This window comes from Micromonospora sp. NBC_01412, assembly GCF_045040215.1.
Lineage (GTDB): Bacteria > Actinomycetota > Actinomycetes > Mycobacteriales > Micromonosporaceae > Micromonospora > Micromonospora rubida.
Genome location: NZ_CP109528.1, coordinates 6159110 through 6174951, shown reverse-complemented (window position 1 = coordinate 6174951; position 15842 = coordinate 6159110). Strand labels below are relative to the sequence as shown.

Here is a 15842-nt window from a genome sequence, read left to right as displayed (position 1 = left end):
GAAAGCGGTCGGCCGATCACAGCCTGCCGCTGATCGAAGTCGGGCGCGTCGCGCCATCGCGGCCCAGGCAGACCAGAACCTTGCCGGCTGGGGCGTAGAGAAAGCGCAGTCGGGTCGGCCGTCCCGCGGCACGCATCCGTTCCAAGGCTTCAACCAGCACGGCAGTGTCGTGGTAGTCCCAGATGCCACCGGAGCACACCAACTCGGTGGCGGTGGCAGTAACTCCTGAGGCCTCGGCTGCCTCGGCGCTGAACCCGACTGGCAGCAACGTGAGCAGGTGGCGCATGGTGCGAGATCGAGTGTGGTGGGCCGAGCCGGCCGATCGCCTGTACCGTGCCAAAACTCCGGTCGCTGCCGTGACCTGGCGCGGCGAGCATCCGGCGGGCTTGCGGATGCTCGCCGACCGGATCGGTCTGACCTCGGGAATCTCGACGGTTCTGGCCAGGGCCGGGTTCACCCGGTCCACGAACGGGGTCGGGTGTTCACCGACAAGGCCGTCACCATCGCCATCGCCTGCGACGGGGGCGACCTGGTCGACATCGAACCCTGCGCCCAGCAGAGCCTCGACGTCGACGTCGAGGACCGTGCCGGCCCATTCCGCGTACTACACCTTCGATGAGGTCGCTGTCGACGGTGCGCGGGGTGGTGCCGAGCACGAGCAGCACAACCCGCCACGTACAGCGCGAGATGCCGCCGCGCGTCCGCATCTGCCGCAGACCGTACGTCACGCAGCGTCACAGCCGGTCGGTCAAGACGAGGCTTGATCTTGCCGGTGAGCGGGCTACGCGTCCGACCGAGGTGGCCGAGTGACGAGCGGAGGCGGGTCGTCCGCAAGCCGGACACGCTTTCGCCACCGGTAGTGGCGCCACACAGCGACTGTGACGGCTACGGCAACGAGCAGCGCGGTGGCACCCTTCCAGGCACGCTCGAACCATGATCTGTTGTGGCCGAACGCCGCCTCACCGGCCGTCATCAGCCATAGCCCCACCCACGCCCACTGCCAGCCCCGTGGCCGCGGGAATTTGTCGGGCGGGGCGGAGAATGCGACGGACCCAGCGGCTGCGGCGCCGCCGACGACGACCAGCGGTACTCCGATGCGCCAGGTGGCGTCCCACAGCGACACGAACCGATCATGGCACCCCATCAGCTTGAATCACCAGAGCCGTTCTCGCCCAACCCTCCGCGGCGAAGGTGGCACCCATGGCCCGAGAACACCAACGCCCGCACATCAGCCGCTGACCGCACGTCACGCGACGTCGCAGTTGTCAATCGAGACAGCGTCGGTCTTGCCGATGACCGTGCCTCACAGTTCGGTGCTCGTCATCCGAGGGCGCGCGGCCCATGCCACGCGCTTGCCGCGTCGGCCATGAAAATCGCTATCCGGTTGTCGGAGCACGGTGATAGACAGCCGGAGTGGAAGAGACTCTGGAGTTTCCCGATCTGCTGCGGCTGATCGACGAACGATCGACCGCCTTCCGCGCCGCGGTCGCCTCCGCGCCCAGCCTCGACGTGCAGGTGCCGACCTGCCCCGAGTGGACGCTGTTCGATCTGGCGCAGCACCTGGGCGAGGGGCGCCGCTCCTGGGCCGCCACCATCGCCGCAGGGCCTGCCGCCGCTGCCAAGTCCGCATTGGAGGGGGCCCCGGCTGCGCCTCGGGAGCGCGAGGCCCTGTTGGCCTGGTCGGCCGCATCGACACAGGAGCTACTGGACGCACTGCGGGAGGCCGGCCCGGATCGCGGTTGCTGGACGTGGTGGGGTAGGTCGCAGTCGCCGCAGACCTGCGGTGCCGTCGCCCGGCACCAGCTCCAGGAGGTCGCGGTGCACACCTACGACGCCCAGGTCACCCTGGGCGCCCCGCAGCCGCTGCCGGACGAGGTAGCACTCGACGGCGTCGACGAGTTCCTGTCCACCTGCTGCGCAACGACGAGCGCCTGGCCGCACAAGCCCACTGCCGTCGACTTCCACGCCACCGAGGGCCGCTCCTGGCGCCTGTCGCTCTCCGCCGATGGCGCACGGGCCACCCGTCTCCCCATCGCAACCGCCGCTGGCGAGGGCCCGGACGCGCCCGCCGCCTCCGCCCGGGGCGCGGCTGGTGAGGTGGTCCTCGTGCTGTACGACCGTATCCCGATCGACTCCCTGCAGCTCGACGGTGACCGACGTCTGTTCGACCTGCTCAGGGCCTGGAATCCGGATGAGTAGGGCGTGACGATGCGGCATCTCGTGCGCCCCGAGGGCATGCCCATTCCCGGGAAGGTGGCAATGATCGGTCGCCGACAGAGCCGCTCGAACGCGCTCATCTGCCGCTGACAACGGGCGGCCCCGACGATCCGGCCAGCGGAGCGGGAGTCAGGCGCTGCCGCGGGCGGGTGGGGGCACTATCGTTCTGGCGTGCACATCCGTTTTGACGTCCCAGCCGATCCCGCCTACCCAGGCCGCGTGGCCGCTGCGCTCAGCAGTGTCCGGCTGCGTAAGTATGGCTATATCGGCGCGGTGCTGACGGCGGTCGGAGCGATCGGTCTCGCCGTCTCGCGGGGGTTCGCATGGGGCGAGCAGATGTCGCCGCTGTGGATGGCGATGGTCGTGGGTGGTCTGCTGTCGATGCTGTACTGGCCGTGGGTGCGGTTGCGCGCCCGGCGCCGCTCCAGTCGCTACGCTGTCGAGGGCGCCTACGACATCACCGACGACAACATCATGATGCGCAGCGGCTTGGAGTCCGGTGGCATCGCCTGGGACGGGGTCGCCCAGGTAAAAGACACGCCTGAGTTCTGGATCGTGTACGTCGGCCGGATGCCGGCGACCGTGATCCCACGCCGCTTGATGTCCGCCGAGGATGCCGAGACGTTGCGAGCCTACATGGCCAGACGTGGGCTGCTCCAGCTTCGGTGAAATCAGTTGCCGCGTTCAGCGTGGTCGCTATTGCATATCCGGCGCAGGCAACGATCGCGAGACGGCGCGTCCATCGCTGCGAACGGCAGAGTGGGATTCTTTCCAGACAACGAATAGGTGCCCGTGTCCGCCTTCCTGCCACCCATCCCGACCCCCTCTCCTGACCAGGTGCGGAAGTACCTCGCGCGCTGGCGTGAAGGTGACAATGAAAAGATCGACGCCGCGCTGAAGATGACATTCGAAGCAATGCCGAGAAACGAAGATGTCGGCGAGGTGGGAGTCAAGATCGCAGCGCTGAACGGGCTCTACTCAACCAACATCTTCGGCGTGGTCCAGGTGGCACGGCACATCATCACCCTGGACATCGACGCCACGCTGGCCGCTAACACCGTGGTCCCCGACCTCATCGAGAAGATCGCCAACGTTGATTTTGGCGGCAAGAGGCGGCGCAACTACTCCTTTGCGACCAAATACTGCAACTTCCACCGGCCGGACGTCTATCCCATCTACGACTCCCTCGTAGTTGGCGTCCTCAGCGCGCTGCTCAGGCAGGGCGAGAGGTTCGACACCTTCGCGCCTGGCGAACACTGGGGAACGGACTACGCGATCTGGCACCGCTCGATCAGCGGGTTTCGCACGCACTACGGCCTTGAGGAGTATTCAATGCGGGACCTCGACAAGTACCTTTGGATGGTGGGCAAGGAAAGGAAGGCTATGTCCGCCGGCCCGGTCCCCGTACCCGGAGCCTCGCCGAGATTTGTTTGACCCACCTCGACCGCGATCCGCGCCTCTGCCTATTTCCCCACCGAAATCCGGTCTGGTTGCGCACTGCCGAGTAGGTTAAGCGCCGCTCTTAAGCGACCACGGTGCCCCTCGGCAGGCATCCTCATCGGCCGCCGTCCGTGCAGCGCCGGCACAGAAGCTGTCACGATGTTCTGAACTGGTGGGAAAAGGAGGCAGCCGGCGGCACCCGATGACCGACCAGCCCGGACCCCGCGTCACCAACATCGCCCTCGACGACGAGCAGATGCCCGCCACCATCACCCTCCAACTCCCCATCCACCATGCCGCCCTCGTGGCCCGCGCGATGGGTGAGCTGCCCACCGGGCAGGCCGCCGAGGTGTACTTCTGCCTCAGCCTGATGTTCGACCGCTTCTACCAGGATGGCCTCGACGGGTACGGCAAGGAAGCCGGTGACCGCAGCCCCGACCGTCGCGACGCTGACGCCCTCGCCGAGCATGCCCATCGCCGCGTTCGGCGTCTGACCTCCGCCAGGGCTTGCGCCAACCCCGCACGATGAGCCTGTGCCCCGCACTAGGCTGGTTGTCCGGCAGATCCTGCTGACCCTCGGATCCCTGCTCACCTGCTTCGTGGCGGGAGGCGCGGCAGGCGCTCTCTACAGCCGCGGCCTCAACCTGATCGTCGTCGTGCTCAGCACAGTGTTCATACTGCTCGGTCTCTTCGGCATGGGGATGGTCTGGTTCATCGGCGAGGACCAGATGGACGTCGAACCGCAGTGGATCGTGCCGATGACGATCGCTTCGATCTGCCTGCTCGCCGTCGCCCCCATCGGTGTGGGCCTCGCCTACCTCGAAGTGTTCGGGGAGCGGGTGGCTGTCGTGATCACCGAGGACGGCTCCGGCGAGTCCACACCCGGCACCTACCAGGCGGTTCGGGTCGCCACGGTCGCGAGCGGCGAGGACGTGGGCGAGATGGCCTACAAGTCCGAGCATGATCTACAGGTCGGCGACAGGCTGGAGGCGCTGGTCGATCCACGTGGCTGGTTCCTGCCGGACACCATGCAGTCCTACCCGCCTTTGCGCAATCTGGGGTACGGCTTCACCGGCACCGGACTCGGCCTGCTCCTCCTGATGACGGTGTTGCGTACGCGCCGGGACCTGCGGCGCTATCGGCTCACCGGCACGCGGCAGCGGTGACCTCGCAGCGGCCGGCGGCGCCGACTATCTCCGCAGCATGGCCACCGGGGCGCAGCCCTGCCCGCCCGGCCGGCTGCGGGCGCTTGCCGGTGTCATCGCGGGACGAGCAGTCGACCCCACCATTCCCCCGCTGAGCACTGGTCCTGCCGATACGAACCGCTCCGGTCGTGGCGGTGGCCCTGCCCGTAGTCGCCGACTACCGCAGCCCGGAGACCACCCGATGACCAACCAGCCCGGACCCATTCCGGGGTGGACGGGATAAGCCCTGTTGTCCGAGTTGCCCTGGATGACATTGCCCGCCCCGGGGAAGCTCGCGGACATCATCGGGCACCTGGATCGGGGACGGGCGATCAGCGGCCTCGAGCTTCTACACCGCGCCGGGCACGCGTTTTCACCGCAGGAAGTCGCGGAATGCGTGCTGGCCGAGGGCTGCGTCTCGTCTCTCGTCTCGTCCGTCCGTCGGCCGAGCCGGCGGGCTGTCGGCCGCCGAAGCTGCGGGTTCGGGTGATCGGGGGTCTGGCCCGGGCCGCGGCCAACGCACGGTCGACCCAAGGGGTGAGAGCAGATCAAGGACGCTCCCCGTCGCCGTTCGCGTTTGCGGGGCAGTTGCCGTGGCGCAAACGAGCGCAGTCCGGGATAGCCTTGGCGCATATGGCTACCTATCGCAGCGCCTCAGTGCTTCTCTCCTCGGACGGCACCAGGACCCCCGGCACCGCCGCACTCTTCGCCGAGCCCGCCCGCAAGGGTGGCACCCCACCGTGGGCAGGAGACTTCCGACCCGCCAACAGCGCCGGCAACGGCCCCAAAAACGCCGTCGGGAGGACCTTCACGCTGGAACTACCCGACGGCAGCACCGGCAAAGTCGTGGTCCAGAGCCTCAAGAGCGGGAAAGGAGGCGTCGTGCTGGCGTTGATGGGCGAGGACGCACCCCCCTTCTGATCAGGAAACTGATCACCACCGACGCCACCGGCCGGAGACAGCCGGTATACGACCCTGCCGATACCAATGCGTCCGGAGAGCTGCCGGGCGCATTGCCTCACCCGTGGCTTGGCGTCGACGACGGCCAGGTGTACTGATCTGCCGCTGAGAACGCTCGAGCCACTCGCCGCCGTTGACGCACTGTAAGCGGCGGGGGCGTCGTGGGTGCGGCAGCGCTGGTGGTGGCTCGGGTCCGGGCTGCCCTGGTCGGCGGCGGGCCGCCGCCGACCGGGGCCACCGGTCAGCGGCGGCCGGCGGCCAGGGCGACGAGGTACTGTCCGCCGCCTGCGTCGACGCTTGCGGTCACCGGCAGTCCGGGCACCAGCCGGGAGAACCGGTCGACCAACCAGTCCGCCGCCTCCTGGGCGTCCTTCCTGCTCGGGCAGCGGGCGACCAACTCGCGGCCACCCTTGCGTTCGAGCCGCTCGGCGACGGCGATCAGCGGCGCGGGCTCCACCACGTGCAGACGGTCCGGCCAGGCGATGACCACCTTGACAGCGCCCTTGCGGGTGTTGCAGGCACGGTGCGCGAGTCGCTCGGCGACCTTGGCCTTCTTGTCGGCGGTGCGGCTGTCGACGCTGGGACCACGCGGGTCGTTCACCGACATGTCGGCGTCGACCGGCTCGTCGCACACCCAGCACCGCCAACTGTCACGCCTCGCGACGTCATCGAGAAGACTCATCCGAGCAAACTAGCCTGTCAGCCCCCGGCCAACGACAGCCCCGGCCCCGGCGAGCGCCGCCAGTCCGTCAAGGGGTGCTGGTGGTGGTCGGCTTCTACCGGGTCCGCGTCGTCGACGCCATCCTGGCGCACTCGCCAGCCGGCTACGTCCGCAGACCCGTCGTACCAGCCGAATCACCCACCCTCGGCCTGTGCCACCTCCAGTTCGAAGCCCTGATCACGCGTCCTCCGCGTACGCGGCAAGGGCGGCAAGGGCGTCCTCGTCCCGTTTCCACCCGTTGTCGCCAGAGCCATCGGCCGGGCGGCCGACGACCGCGACAGCAGACCGATCCTGCGCAACACCCACGGCGCGGGGCGACTCCCAATGACCCCCCACGTCTCCGGCTGGAGGCCTGACCTTCTTCCGGCCGACGAGCAGATCGACCAGCGGGCCGGGCCGGGACCGGTCCGGCCCTCGCCCTGCTGCTGGCCGTCTCGGGCCGCACCCCAGCCCTGGCCGAGTTCAGCGGACCGGGGTGGCCGGACTCAGCGACTGAGCGAAGCCTCCCGCAGGATCCGCGAGAGCTTCTCGGGGTTGCGGACGGTATACATGCCGCTGACCAATCCCTCCACGACCCGCACCGACATGACGCTGTCGATCTCCCCGTCCAAGCGGAGTAGCAGCGCCGGCCAGCCGTTGACCTGGACCAGCTCCGCCGACATCCGATCGACGAAGATCGCCAAACCGGCCGTGATCAGGCGAGCCACCCTGTCGGCGCCCACGACCGGGCGCGGCATGGCCTGCTTTACGCCGCCACCGTCGCCCAGCGCGACCACGTCGGGTGCCAGCAGGTCGACCAGGCCCTGAAGGTCGCCGGTCTCGATCGCCCGCCGGAACGCCTCGAGCGCTCCCCGGGTCTCGGCCGGGGAGGCCACGCCGCGGGGACGCCGCTCGGCGACGCGGGCCCGGGCCCGGTGTGCGATCTGTCGCACCGCGGCGGGCGTCTTGCCCACCGCCTCCGCCAGCTCGTCGTACCCGAGGTCGAAGACCTCGCGCAGCACGAAGACCGCGCGCTCGGTCGGGGTGAGCGTCTCCAGCACCAGCAGCATCGCCATCGACAGGCTGTCGGCCAGTTCGACGTCCTCGGCGACGTCGGGGCTGGTCAGCAGCGGCTCCGGCAGCCACGAACCGACGTACTCCTCGCGCCGCCGGGCCAGCGTCCGCAGCCGGTCGAGCGCCTTCCGCGTGACGACCCGGACCAGGAAGGCCCGCGGGTCGCGCACCTCAGCCTGATCGACGCCGTCCCACTTGAGCCAGGCCTCCTGCACGACGTCCTCGGCGTCCGCGGCCGAACCGAGCATCTCGTAGGCCACGGTGAACAGCAGGCTCCGATGCCGGACGAACGGGTCGCCGATCATGTGTGCGCGACCCTGCTGGCCAGGGGCTGCAGGCCGCACGACGCGGCGTACTCCTGCGAGCGGATGCCGAGGGCGACGTTGGCGCGGGCGGTGAGATTCATGGCGCCCACCCGGGCCGTCAGCTCCAGTACCCCGGCGGCGCCCAGGTCCTCGAGCAGCACGGCGGTCATGTCGTCGGTGACCGTCACCGGGGTCTGGCACATCGCCTCGGCGTACTCCATCACCCGGCGCTCCACCGGCGTGAACACCGAGGACTCCCGCCACCGTGGGACCTCGTGCGCCTTCGCCTCGTCCAGTCCCTTGTTGTGGGCCATGAAGTAGTGGAGGTCCAGGCAAAAGCTGCAGCCCACCTCAGCGGCCGCAGCCATGGTCGCCAAGGACGCCAGGTTGCGGTCCAGCCGGTCCCACTTCTCGGTACGGCCACCGAACCTCATCATGTCCTTGAAGACACGCGGGTGGTGCCACATCACCTCGGCGCCCTCCGGCACGCCGCCGAGCATCTTGCGCATCGCCACCTTGAGCAGGCCGCCATAGAGGCCGGTGATCTCGGTGCGGGGAACGCGGGTGGTACTGGTCATCGCCGTCTCCTTGTCGCCGGTGTGACATGGAGACGCCGGCTGGCGGCGTCCTGTGACATCACGCCGCTACGCCACCGTGGTGGACCGCTCCGCGGCCTTACCGCCTCGGCCGACAGCCGCTCGGCGGCACCGGACCGCCGTCGCACCAGACGACAGTGAGCTACGGCTGCCGGTGATCGGGGGACGGGCCGTACTCGGCTTCGGAGGCAGAGCGTCCCCCACGGGCCCGCCGGGGGTGGTGACCCCCGGCGGGCCCGTCGGGCGCGACCGGTTACCGCGTCACGGGCAGGGCTTCCGCGCGCATACATCGATGACCTTGCCGGTGAGCAGGAACACCGCCTTCTGTTTCTGGGCTCCGGCCTGGGCGCGCGGGAACTCGTGTGAATCGTCGCCGTACTCCGGCCCGGCCGGGGCGAGGTTGGTCGGCGGTGGCGCGTACGCCGCGCCGCTGTTCCAGATCACGATCGCCGAGCCGGTGTACGGGTACCTGCGGATCGGCGCGATGCCCCAGTACGGCCGCACGTCCGGTGACCAGCCGTCGGCGAGCGCGGGGGTGTGCAGGCGGGCGCCGATGGTGCGCGCCTGGACTTCCGCCGCGGCGGGTGAAACCTGCTGGTCGCCGAAGGCCACGTGCATCAGCACCTGGTGCGCCGGGGTGCCCGGCAACGGCCGGTCGGTCATGTGCTGGGCGTACCCGTTGGCCTCGGAACGGTCCCACAACATCTGCAGCAGCGCGAGAATCAGCTGCTGGTCGACCTTGTCCGGGTAGTAGCCGTCCATGATCGTCTGGAACGGGGCGAAGGCCACGCTGCGTTGCAGCAGCGTGGAGTAGTTCATCGCCGGCACGCCGAGCACCGACCGGGTCCAGTCCTGGGCGATGGCGGTGAGCGCGCCGCCGTTGATGCCGCCCTGGCTGTTTCCGTCGTAGTGCAGCCCGCCGGCCACGTTGATCAGCGGCCGTGCGGCGGCGTCCCGGAACGCCGGGTGGGCGGCGAATCCGCCCGGGTGGATCATCGCCCGGCCCAGGAAGAGGAAGTTCAGGTAGCTCTGCTGCAACCGGTCCGCCACCGCGGGAAAGGCACTGAGCTCGGTGAAGGCGCCGGCCACGTAGGGGACGTCGGCGGCGGACATACCGATCCAGCTGGTCGCACAGAAGGTGAAGTCGTACGTGTTCGACATCGTCTTGACGTTGCCGGCGTTGATCTCGGTTGGCTTGCCGAGCAGGCCGTGGCCGTAGAGCGAGAGGTGCGCAGGCTTCGCGGCGGAGGCACTGCGCGGGATGTTGCAGACGAAGTCCGCCGCGACCGTCGCGCCGGACGGCGTGGGCAGGGCGTTCGGCTTCGGTGGCGTTCCGCCGCCGCCGGCCGGGCCGTAGTGCAGCCGGGAACCGGGCCCGCCGTCGCCCGTCAGATAGGACGGTACGCCGATGGTGCCGGTCACCTGCCGGGCGATCAGCGGCTCCTGCTCCGGTGGGTAGTCGGTCACCTGAGTGACGGTGAACGACGGTGCGGCCCGGCGGAGGGCGGCGAACGCGCCGTCCCGGATCGCCAACATCCGCCCGGTCAGACCGTGCCGGCTGGCCACGGTGAAGTCCCAGGCCAGGTAGAGGCTGTGCCGCTTGACGCCGGCCCTGGTCAGGTCGGTGAGGATCCGCTTCATCTGCGGTACGCGACGGTCCCGATGGCCGAGGCCGGCACCGGTCACGTACGCCGTGAACGCCTTCGGTGCCGGGATCAGCGCCTCGTTGCCGTCGCGCATGCCGCGCAGGCCGACGACGTACCGGGTGCCCTCGGTCAGCGCCACCGCCGGCCGGATGATCAGCAGCTGCCGGTCCGGCTGGCCGGCCGCGTGTGCGTCCAGCTCGGCCCAGTACGGCGTGCGCCTGCCGGTCCGGGCGTCGAGCAGCACGATCGGCGCGTCCGGCGCCAGCGAGCGGCCGATGTCGGTGACCGGCGCGATTCCGGTCGCCGTGGCGTCGAGGCCGGGCACGCGCACCAGGATCGGCGAGCCGGGACTGAACCCGTCCTGCCGGTTCCATTCCGTCGGGTCGATCGGGGTCCCCTGCGCGTTGGCGGGCATCGCGGAGGCCGCGAACCGCACCCGCTTGCCGGTCGGGCTGGTCCGATCCGGCACGGTGAAGTAGTCGTTCGGGAACGGCAGCAGGCAGGCTGTCGGGTCGATCGGGTCGCAGGCCCGGTGCCCGGCCGGTGCGGGATTCGCGGGCGGAGCCGCGGCGGCACCCCCGCCGAGCAGGACGGCGCCTGCGGTCACCAGCACGGACACGGCAAGACGGAGCCGTCTGGGGGTGGCCACTCGCATCTCCTTTGATGCTCGACGGTGAATCGATGCGGACATCGACGAAGGTACGTGGAGCGTGGTGTCCTTCCTACGCTCGTGAATGGATCTCGGCAAGGGGCGCTGCGCGCCGGGGACGAGTACCTGCCGGTGGTCCCCCGCCGGCTGGCCCGGCCTTGTCGCCCGATCGCCCCGATCGCGGGACGGAGTGGCTCTCCATGATCGTCTGCTGTAAATGGAGAACTCGCCCGGCGTGTCGTCTCACAAATCAGCAGACGATCAAGCCGCGACGCTCGGCACCTCAGGCGCGGGCGGTGTGGGGGGTGGGGGGCCGTCCGCCGGCGGCTAGTCGACGGCCGAGGCGTCGGCGAGGACGTCGAGCAGCAGGGCGGCGGTCCAGCCGAACGCGGGCGAGCCGAGGCCGACCCCGGTGTCCGGGTGGAAGTACTCGTGGCAGCCGGCCGTCGCGACCAGGTCCACCATGGACGCGCGCAGCCCGGCGGCGAGGTCGAGCCGGTGGTGGGTGCGCAGGCCCCGCCACAGCAGCCAGTCCAGGTTCAGCCAGCTCGGCCCGCGCCAGTAGCGCAGCGGCTCGAAGTCCGGCGCGGTCCGGTCGTGGCTGGGCAGCGGCCGGTCCATCCGCGCGGCCAGCCCGAACCGGGGCGAGCACGCCTCGGCGAGCACCGTGGCGACCTGCCGGGACGGCAGGTCGGGCAGCGCCAGCGGGACGAGGCCGAGCGCGGTGCGGGCCGGCACGAGCCGGCCGGTGCGCAGGTCCCGGGGGTGGAAGGCGCCGGTCGCCGGGTCATACAGCCGGTCGACGAGGGTCGCGGTGATCCGGGCCGCCCGCTCGCGGTGCGGGCCGGGGTCGGCGCCGACCGCGCGGGCGATCGCCGCCAGGGCGTGCTCGGCGAGCCCCAGCGCGGTGTTGAACAGCGGGCACTCCACCAGGAACGGGTGCCGCCCGGCCAGCCCGTCGTCGCCGTACCGGCCCGCCCGGTAGGCGTCGACCAGCGCGACGTACCGCGCGTAGTCCAGGTCGGTGGGGCGTTGCGCGGCGTCGGCGTGGGCGGTGTCGTGCCGCCGGTACGCCCGCATGACCGCCTCGTCGGCGGGCACCACGGCCAGCGGCGGGTCCCAGGCGGGGCTGTTGTCCAGCCCTGACTCCCAGGGGTGCACGAGGCAGGCCAGCCCGGCCCCGCCGACGTCGCGCCGGCCGGTCAGGTAGCGCTGTTGGGCGACGAGCCGGGGGTAGAGCCAGGCCAGTTCCGTCCGGCTGCGCTCGGACGGCGTCCGCCGGTACGCCAGCCAGGCGGCGAGGGCGTGCACGGGCGGCTGGACGATGCCGGAGGTGGCCGCGGCGGGCGCGCCCGGGGCCCGGGCGGAGTCCCAGAACCCGGGCCCGGGGAAGTAGGATCCGACGGGCAGCGCGGGGTTGAACACGATGTGCGGCACCCGCCCGTCGGCCCACTGGGCGGCGAACAGGGTGCGCAGCTCCCGCCAGGCGCGGTCGGGACGCGCCGTGGCCAGGCCGATCGCGATGAACGCCGAGTCCCAGCTCCACTGGTGCGGGTAAAGGGTGCGCGACGGGACGGTGTGGTCGTGCTCCCAGTTGCCGTCGAGGGTGGCGACCGCCAGCCGGCGCAGCGCCCCGAGGTCCCGGGCCATGGCCGGGCCGACCGGGGGCGCGTCGTCGGCGGCGGTGCCGGCGCTCACGCCGCCGCCCGCTTCGGTTCGGCGTGCCGGAGCACGGTGGCGGCCTGTTGCAGCGCCCGCACCGGCTCGCCGCGCAGCCGGCACTCCAGGGCCAGCCAGCCCCGGTAGTCGACCTCCAGCAGGGTACGCACCAGCGCCCGCCAGTCCAGGTGACCGGCGCCGGGCTGGCACCGGTTGGAGTCGCTGACCTGCACGTGCCCGAGGTAGGGCGCGGCGGCCCGCAGGGCGGCGTGCACGTCGTCCTCCTCGATGTTCATGTGGAAGGTGTCGGCGACCACCCGCACCGAGGGCAGCCCGACGGCCGCGCAGAGGACCACCGCCTCGTCGAGCCGGTTGACCATGTGGTCCTCGTACCGGTTCAGCGGTTCCAGGAAGAGGGTGACCCCCTCGGCGCGGGCGTGCTCGCCGAGGGCGCCGAGGGCGTCGAGGAGCACCCGCCGGTCGGCGGACGGCGGGCGGGGCGGCTCGAACGGCGGCAGCCGGCGGGAGAACATCCCCCAGGCGGCGGGGGTCATCACGCCGACGCCGCCCAGCTCGGCGATGACCGACAGTTGGGAGCGCAGGTTGGTCACGGCGTCGCGGGACCGGTCGGGGTCGAAGTCGCCGATGAAGTGGTCCATCTCGACGCAGACGGTCGGCATCGCCACCCCGGCGGCGCGGGCCCGGCGCAGCTCGGGCAGCCGGCGGGCGAAGGACAGGTCGCCCCGACCGCGCAGTTCGAGCCCGTCGAAGCCGAGCGCGGCGGCGAGGGCGTGCTTCTGGATCAGGTCTGCGCCGGGGAGCAGTTGCTCCTGGCAGGCGAGCGGAATGGTCATTCAGAACCTCAGCACCACTTGGAGGACGTCACCGTCACCGCGGTCGAGCAACGCCAGCGCGTCGGCCACCGCGCCCGCGTCGACGACGTGGCTCACCAGCGGCAGCGGGTCGACGCTGCCCTCGGCCACCAGGTCCATGAAGGTGTGGGCGACCCGGGCCCCGGTCCACCGGCCGGCCTGGCCGGGCGCCGGGTCGGCCCCGGACACCTGGGCCGCCACGAGCTGGATCCGGTTGTGGTGGAACTCCTCGCCGAGTCCCAGCCCGTCGGCGTGCCCCTGGTAGAAGCCGGCCGCCACGACGCGGCCGGCGTGGGCGGTGGCCCGGATCGCCTCATGCAGCGCCGGGTACGCCCCGGACAGCTCCAGGCAGACGTCGGCGCCCCGGCCGCCGCTCACCCGGCGCAGCGCGACGGCGGCGGACTCGGCGTCCGCGTCGACGACCAGCCGGGCGCCGCAGCGGGCGGCGTGGCCCAGCCGGACGGCCAGCCGGTCCACCGCCACCACCCGGGCCCCGGAGAGGGTGGCCAGCCGGGTGGCGAGCAGCCCGATGACGCCCTGGCCGAAGACGCCGACCCAGTCGCCGAGGTGCAGGTCGCCGGCGATGACGGCGGTGAGCGCGATGGCCCCGGGCCGGGCGAACACGGCGGCGAGCGGGTCGAGCCCGGCGGGCAGCGGGTGGACCGCGTCGGCGCGGACGACCGCCTCGGCGCGGTGGCCCCAGATGCCCCAGACGGTCTGGCCGGGGTGCCGGTCGGCGACGTCGGGGGCCGCCTCGACGATCTCGCCGACCTCCTCGTAGCCGAAGCCGGCCAGCGGATACGGCACCGGCGCCCGGCGGGGGACGAACATCCGGGTGGCGTCGTCCCAGTCCTTGCTCAGCCGGGGGTTGCTGCCCCGGTAGAGGGTGAGCTCGGTGCCGGCCGAGATGCCGGAGTAGCAGGTGCGGACGCGGACCTGGCCGGGGCCAAGCGGGTCCGGGGCGCAGGGCTCGAGGCTGATCCGTCGGGGCCCGGCGAGTGAGACAACCCAGTTGGCCATGAGTCACATCCCGGTAGCACTGGGCTCCATCGTAGAACAAAATATCGGCATATGTCTTGCAATTGATCAATCGAAGATGTCGAATCCGTCATGTACCCCTTCGAGGGGAGTGCCCTCCAGGAGTCCGCTGCCATCGACGGGGCGGGCCGGCTCGGGATCATCCGCCGGGTCAGCCTCCCCCTGGCCGCCCCGTCGATCATGGCGGTCGCCCTCTACGACTTCATGATCGCCTGGAACGGGTACCTGTTCGCCCTGCTCTTCCTCGTCGACAAGCCGGACCGGTGGACGGTGTCGCTCGGGCTGTCGCTGCTCGCCGACGGCGTCGAGGTGCCCAAGACGGTGCTGATGGCCGGCGCGGAGAAGGGCTGATAATGGGCTGCGCGTGCGCCCGCCTCACCCTAGGCTCCCGTGCGACCGGCTGGTCAGGCGTCCTGTCGACAGCGGTCAGTCAACGGATCGGAGATGGGCAGAGAAATGACGACTCAACTGTTCGCGCTCAGCTTCGACGCGAACGAACCCCTGCGGCTCGCACGGTTCTGGTCCGGGGTCCTGGGTTGGGACATGGCCGACGATCCGCACGACGGTGTCGCGCTCCTGCCCAGTGACGACACCGGGTTCCGAATCCGCTTTCTTCCGACCCAGCGGCGGAAGGACGGCCAGAACCCGATGCACTTCGATCTGACGAGCGCGTCCCTGGAGGACCAGCAGCAGACGGTGGCGAGGGCACTGGAACTTGGGGCACAGCACATCGACATCGGCCAGCTCCCGGAGGAACGGCATGTGGTGCTCGCCGACCCCGAGGGCAACGAGTTCTGCGTCATCGAGCCGGGCAACAACTTCCTTGCCGACTGCGGATTCGTCGGAGCGCTGGCCTGCGACGGTTCGCAAGAAGTCGGATACTTCTGGAGCGAAGCGCTGGGGTGGCCGCTGGTCTGGGATCAGGACCAGGAGACCGCGATCCGTTCGCCGCTCGGCGGTCCGAAGATCACGTGGGGTGGTCCACCGCTGATGCCGAAGACGGGCAAGCAACGACTGCACTTCGACCTCGCCCCACCTGCCCACGGTGATCAGCAGGCAGAGGTTGACCGTCTGCTCTCCCTCGGGGCGACTCGAATCGACATCGGCCAGGGCGAGGTCAGCTGGGTGGTCATGGCCGACCCCGACGGCAACGAGTTCTGTGTGTTGACGCCCCGGTAGCGCGGCCAGGGTCCGGCGGGCGGCTACCCCGCAGGTCGCGATGAGAGGCGTGCTCCTCCGCAGACTCGATCTGAGCCCACGCCTCCTTCGCCGCAGGAGAAGCCAGCAGATCCACCCTGGCCCGCAACGACACCGAAGCAGGTGTACGGCCCCGACGAGTCGCAGATATGAGTTTTCCGCGTGCGGCAGTCGCTGAAGAGTTCCGCGTAGAGAGCTATCCGTGCCTCGTGTAGGAGGTTCGCCCGCTGCTGCTGTCCCTGCCAGCGAGCACCGAGGTAGCCAGGGCGATTGCGAAGTCGGGCGGGAGCGCTTCGATCAGGATG

At 70.6% G+C, this 15842-nt stretch carries 17 protein-coding genes; 9 read left to right on the top strand and 8 right to left on the bottom strand.

The features are described 5' to 3' along the window. Positions 1-16 precede the first annotated feature (16 nt). Positions 17-286, bottom strand: a complete 270-nt coding sequence (locus OG617_RS27090; RefSeq protein ID WP_405095770.1) for a hypothetical protein — start codon at positions 284-286, stop codon at positions 17-19. Positions 287-478: 192 nt separating this feature from the next. On the opposite strand from OG617_RS27090, the gene OG617_RS27085 reads away from it, so the two are divergent. From OG617_RS27085 to OG617_RS27055, 7 genes are all read left to right on the top strand, one after another. Further along, positions 479-619, top strand: coding sequence for a hypothetical protein (locus tag OG617_RS27085; RefSeq protein ID WP_405095769.1), 141 nt, complete (start codon positions 479-481; stop codon positions 617-619). Positions 620-1413: 794 nt separating this feature from the next. Then, positions 1414-2199 (top strand): maleylpyruvate isomerase family mycothiol-dependent enzyme, encoded by a 786-nt coding sequence (locus tag OG617_RS27080; RefSeq protein WP_405095768.1) that lies wholly within the window; start codon positions 1414-1416, stop codon positions 2197-2199. Positions 2200-2388: 189 nt separating this feature from the next. Then, complete coding sequence (locus OG617_RS27075; RefSeq protein WP_405095767.1) at positions 2389-2886, top strand: YcxB family protein; 498 nt, start codon at positions 2389-2391, stop codon at positions 2884-2886. 168 nt (positions 2887-3054) lie between these two features. Continuing rightward, on the top strand, positions 3055-3651 hold the full coding sequence (locus OG617_RS27070; RefSeq protein WP_405095766.1) for a hypothetical protein: 597 nt from the start codon (positions 3055-3057) through the stop codon (positions 3649-3651). Positions 3652-3859: 208 nt separating this feature from the next. Next, positions 3860-4186 (top strand): hypothetical protein, encoded by a 327-nt coding sequence (locus tag OG617_RS27065; RefSeq protein ID WP_405095765.1) that lies wholly within the window; start codon positions 3860-3862, stop codon positions 4184-4186. 4 nt (positions 4187-4190) lie between these two features. Then, a complete protein-coding gene (locus tag OG617_RS27060) occupies positions 4191-4823 on the top strand; it encodes a hypothetical protein (RefSeq protein WP_405095764.1) in 633 nt (210 codons plus the stop codon). 651 nt (positions 4824-5474) lie between these two features. Beyond that, a complete protein-coding gene (locus tag OG617_RS27055) occupies positions 5475-5762 on the top strand; it encodes a hypothetical protein (protein WP_405095763.1) in 288 nt (95 codons plus the stop codon). A 280-nt stretch (positions 5763-6042) separates the two neighbouring features. On the opposite strand, the gene OG617_RS27050 is transcribed toward OG617_RS27055, so the two are convergent. The 7 genes from OG617_RS27050 to OG617_RS27020 all read right to left on the bottom strand — a co-directional run bounded on the left by OG617_RS27050 (position 6043) and on the right by OG617_RS27020 (position 14322). Then, complete coding sequence (locus tag OG617_RS27050) at positions 6043-6483, bottom strand: hypothetical protein (protein ID WP_405095762.1); 441 nt, start codon at positions 6481-6483, stop codon at positions 6043-6045. A 524-nt stretch (positions 6484-7007) separates the two neighbouring features. Then, positions 7008-7880, bottom strand: coding sequence for an RNA polymerase sigma-70 factor (locus OG617_RS27045; RefSeq protein ID WP_405095761.1), 873 nt, complete (start codon positions 7878-7880; stop codon positions 7008-7010). Further along, positions 7877-8458, bottom strand: a complete 582-nt coding sequence (locus OG617_RS27040; protein WP_405095760.1) for a carboxymuconolactone decarboxylase family protein — start codon at positions 8456-8458, stop codon at positions 7877-7879. The genes OG617_RS27045 and OG617_RS27040 overlap by 4 nt, the downstream gene beginning before the upstream one ends. Positions 8459-8737: 279 nt before the next feature. Next, positions 8738-10777, bottom strand: a complete 2040-nt coding sequence (locus OG617_RS27035; RefSeq protein WP_405095759.1) for a hypothetical protein — start codon at positions 10775-10777, stop codon at positions 8738-8740. 321 nt (positions 10778-11098) lie between these two features. Beyond that, positions 11099-12421 (bottom strand): MGH1-like glycoside hydrolase domain-containing protein, encoded by a 1323-nt coding sequence (locus OG617_RS27030; protein WP_405103970.1) that lies wholly within the window; start codon positions 12419-12421, stop codon positions 11099-11101. Positions 12422-12465: 44 nt separating this feature from the next. Then, positions 12466-13284 carry a TIM barrel protein gene (locus OG617_RS27025; protein ID WP_405095758.1) on the bottom strand — a complete coding sequence of 273 codons (819 nt, stop codon included), beginning with the start codon at positions 13282-13284 and terminating at the stop codon, positions 12466-12468. After that, positions 13285-14322, bottom strand: coding sequence for a zinc-binding dehydrogenase (locus OG617_RS27020; RefSeq protein WP_405095757.1), 1038 nt, complete (start codon positions 14320-14322; stop codon positions 13285-13287). A gap of 90 nt (positions 14323-14412) precedes the next feature. Here OG617_RS27020 and OG617_RS27015 point away from each other — a divergent pair, with 90 nt between their 5' ends. Continuing rightward, positions 14413-14691: an ABC transporter permease subunit gene (locus OG617_RS27015; protein ID WP_405095756.1), complete on the top strand. Its 279-nt coding sequence runs from the start codon at positions 14413-14415 to the stop codon at positions 14689-14691. A 93-nt stretch (positions 14692-14784) separates the two neighbouring features. Continuing rightward, positions 14785-15519, top strand: a complete 735-nt coding sequence (locus tag OG617_RS27010; RefSeq protein ID WP_405095755.1) for a VOC family protein — start codon at positions 14785-14787, stop codon at positions 15517-15519. Positions 15520-15842: the final 323 nt, after the last annotated feature.